Raw genomic sequence first — 3,680 nt, 5'->3', positions numbered from 1 at the left:
TGCCGAGGCTCCAGCTACACTCATAGCTAGAAACAACAGTATAATCCACTCAAAGCCTGTCTCTCCAGACGGTTCATCACTATCAGCAGTTGCCATAGCAACCCACATAAAAAATCCAGGTGAAAGACAGAGAATACTAAGCAGGATCCATCGTACTGTATCCTTTTGGCTCGGCTTCGTGTGCAACAACAGATTGCCTAGGTTTTCAAGCTGCGCGAGGGACTGAGCAATATCTAAAGGGCTAGGGTTTGTCATCGTGACATACTCACCGAAATAATGATGTGTTGAAATAACTATAGCTGGATTCTAGCTGATAGATCCTAAAACATCCGATTGTATTGATATTAAATCTGGTCTAACAGGCTGTTCATGCAGAATCTGGTCAGCACTAGGCTGCCTGTAGCCCCATATCCAGGGGCAGCGAAGCAGCAATCCCACGCGGGATGGTTCCACTTTTCACCAAATCTCTCTCATGCCTGCATCAAGAGATCTGGAACATGAAGGATCGTCGTGCAGGATGTCTTGTCAGACTAGACTGGGCGTCCAGATAGCTCCGAGGAACGATGAGTACGTAGAAAAGGCCCAATAGAATCCATGATTCACAGGATATAGACCGATATAGCTAGAGGCGATCGCTCTCATTGACTGGCAAAACTCTTGCAATCCTGATTCTCTTGTAGGTTGGGTAACGCTGACGCTACCCCAATAGAATCTAAGCTGGTGCTGGGTTTCACGTTGCTCAACCCAGCCTACGAAAAAGATTTATCAGGCAACAAGGCGATCGCCTCCCATCCCAAGTTCTAACAACTAATGCAGGCCAACCCCAAAGGAGTCAACCTGCATTGGTTTAGATAGAGAAGAGCGTACCTAGACCGACAAGAGCCGGGATAGCCCCAACACCTGTCGCCCTAATCGGAATCGCTAACTAGACCACAATCGTCTTTTTGGGGCTTGCAGACAGTTCACCCTTCGCATACTTAGCAGCGAAGTCATCCAAGGAGACTTGCTTGATCTTGGATGCGTTGCCAGCGGTACCAAAGGCTTCATAGCGCTCCAGACACACCTTTTTCATGTAGGTGATGGAAGGCTTCATAAAGTGGCGAGGATCAAAGTTGGAAGGATCCTTCGCAGCTGCTTCCCGGATGGCAGCGGTGATCGCCAGACGGTTGTCGGTGTCAATGTTCACCTTACGCACGCCGCTCTTGATACCCTTTTGGATTTCTTCGATGGGCACACCATAGGTTTCGGGGATGTTGCCACCATATTGGTTGATCATGTCTAGCCATTCTTGGGGCACAGACGACGATCCATGCATCACCAAGTGGGTGTTGGGTAGACGAGCGTGAATTTCAGCAATGCGGCTGATGGCCAAAATTTCGCCGGTCGGCTTGCGGGTGAACTTGTAGGCACCGTGGCTGGTACCGATCGCTACTGCGAGGGCATCCACTTGGGTACGTTCTACAAATTCAACAGCTTCATCAGGATCGGTCAGCAGTTGATCTTTGCTGAGGGTTCCTTCAAATCCGTGACCGTCTTCCTTGTCACCTTGACCAGTTTCTAGGGAGCCGAGGCAACCTAGTTCACCTTCTACACTCACCCCAACAGAGTGGGCAACTTTCACCACTTCAGCGGTAACGTCAACGTTGTAGTCAAAGCTAGCGGGGGTCTTAGCATCAGCTTCCAGGGAGCCATCCATCATGACGCTGGTGAAGCCGTTGCGAATTGCCGAGTAGCAGGTTGCAGGGCTGTTGCCATGGTCTTGGTGCATGGCGATGGGAATGTGGGGGTAGGTTTCCACAGCCGCTGTGATCAGGTGGCGGAGGAAGTTTTCACCTGCATATTTGCGGGCACCCCGAGAAGCTTGCAAAATCACAGGGCTGTTAGCTTCTTCGGCAGCCTGCATAATGGCAAGAATCTGCTCCATGTTGTTCACATTGTAAGCAGGGATGCCGTATTGGTTCTCAGCCGCATGATCAAGCAGCAGCCTCATAGGAACAAGTGCCATAGATGATCCTCCTAGTCCTTCGTTTTTTGTAACAGCTAATGTCAGGTAATCTAAATCCTTACAACAATCTTAAAGGATTGTCTGACCGTGCGCGAATCGGAAATGAAGAATTTTAAGTAGATCTTCCTAATGATTTGAATCGCAGTACCCGATGACAGGGTTCTTGAGCGATCGCACTGGAGCCTGAAACCTAAGTTATAGCTGGCTCATAGCAAGGATTTACAATTTTATGGGTCGCCTGGGACTCGAACCCAGAACAAATCGGTTAAAAGCCGAGTACTCTACCATTGAGTTAGCGACCCATGACGTGTTCCTGACGAACACGCCATTTACTACCTTAGCATAGGTTGTGATAAAAACAGCAGGCTAAGAAACTTTTTTGCCCCACCCTCAAGACCTCTATCCCAGGGTGGCGCTGATCTGCACCACCGTGTCTAGAGTGGCTCCGGCATCGAGGCGAATGAGGCGATCGCCGCTATTCATGGCATTACGAGGGGCACTCCAGGGTTCTAGACAATAAAAAGGTTTGCCCTTGACGCTCCAAAAAACCAGGGTGGAATAGAGGGTGTCGTAGTCGAGGCGGATGCGTAGATCGCTGTCCTTGACGCTGGCGGTGGTGGTGGAAACATCGGTGAAAGCTACATCAACTTCGGCTTGGCTGAAGTCAAAGCTGCCGGTGAAGGGATAGATCTTGGGATCATCCTTGGGCTGGTAGTGGTTGGCGGGAATGTCCAGCTCTAGGTTGGCAGCATTGGCGGTATTGAAATAGGGATGGAGCCCGGTGGAGAAGGGCATCGGTTCATCTGAGTGATTGGTGTAGAGCTGGTGGATGCTGAGGGTGTTGCCGAGCAGGCGATAGGTGAAGGTAATCTCGAAGTCGAAGGGATAGACGGCGCGGGTGTGGTCATTGCTGGTGAGCCGCAGGGTGAGGCTGGCAGCATCTTGGGTGGATTGATCCACAACCTCCCAGGGCAGGGTGCGCCCAAAGCCATGTTGGGGAAGCTTGTAGGTGTTGCCCTTGTGGGTATAGGTGTCGTCGGGCAGGTTGCCGCAGATGGGAAACAGGATGGGAATGCCGCCGCGAATGCTGAGGGTTGGATCGAGGAAGCGATCGCCCTCTAGGTAGAGCAAGGCGTGGGAACCGATTTGCCATTGGGTGACAATGCCGCCCCGTCCTGGAACAATGTCAATCGATGCTTCGGCAGCGGAATCACTGAGGGTATAGGTGACGTAGGGCTGGGATTTTTGGGCGATCGCAAACATGGGGCTACAGCTCTGAACTCAACCGCTTTTACTGTAGCGCCATTCTCTAGATTGCTTGCTGCTGATTCCCTAAATTTCAAGATTTGTGCAACCCCGATCAGAAAATTGGGCGAAATGAGCGATCTACTCCTATGATTGGGGGACTCAAACGTTTGATTGGCCTAGATATTGGGTAGAGGAGTAATCAGTTCATGCTTAGTATGGAGCAGGTGAACCTGGGGGCAGTGGTGCAAAGCGCCCGTCGTGGTGATCTAACGGCGATCGCCTATTGGCTGAACCTTTACCTTCTGCCGCAGGGATGCTGCGCGAAAGTCACCCAGTTGCTGCCCACCCGTATGCATGTGGTAGTGCTGTGTCGCCAGTTGCCCGATCGCCAGATCATGCTCACGGCGATGAGCGATCGCCTCCTACG

At 51.4% G+C, this 3,680-nt stretch carries 5 protein-coding genes and 1 tRNA gene; 2 read left to right on the top strand and 4 right to left on the bottom strand.

The window, feature by feature from the left end:
• Positions 1–255: hypothetical protein (locus V6D20_24815; protein ID HEY9819004.1), on the bottom strand; the 255-nt coding region annotated here is incomplete at its 3' end.
• A gap of 426 nt (positions 256–681) precedes the next feature.
• On the opposite strand from V6D20_24815, the gene V6D20_24810 reads away from it, so the two are divergent.
• Complete coding sequence (locus tag V6D20_24810) at positions 682–804, top strand: hypothetical protein (protein HEY9819003.1); 123 nt, start codon at positions 682–684, stop codon at positions 802–804.
• A 121-nt stretch (positions 805–925) separates the two neighbouring features.
• Here the strand turns inward: V6D20_24810 and fba are convergent, their stop codons facing one another.
• The 3 genes from fba to V6D20_24795 form a co-directional block, all read right to left on the bottom strand.
• A complete protein-coding gene (gene fba / locus V6D20_24805) occupies positions 926–2,005 on the bottom strand; it encodes a class II fructose-bisphosphate aldolase (GenBank protein ID HEY9819002.1) in 1,080 nt (359 codons plus the stop codon).
• A gap of 230 nt (positions 2,006–2,235) precedes the next feature.
• A tRNA-Lys gene (locus V6D20_24800) sits at positions 2,236–2,307 on the bottom strand.
• A gap of 97 nt (positions 2,308–2,404) precedes the next feature.
• Positions 2,405–3,268, bottom strand: coding sequence for a hypothetical protein (locus V6D20_24795; protein HEY9819001.1), 864 nt, complete (start codon positions 3,266–3,268; stop codon positions 2,405–2,407).
• Positions 3,269–3,459: 191 nt separating this feature from the next.
• Between V6D20_24795 and V6D20_24790 the strand changes: the two genes are divergently transcribed.
• A partial coding sequence (locus V6D20_24790; GenBank protein ID HEY9819000.1) for a hypothetical protein occupies positions 3,460–3,680 on the top strand: 221 nt, incomplete at its 3' end.

The sequence above is a fragment of the Candidatus Obscuribacterales bacterium genome (assembly GCA_036703605.1).
Taxonomy (GTDB): Bacteria; Cyanobacteriota; Cyanobacteriia; order RECH01; family RECH01; genus RECH01.
The sequence above is the reverse complement of the archived record's forward strand: the minus strand, read 5'-3'. Positions and strand labels throughout refer to the sequence as shown.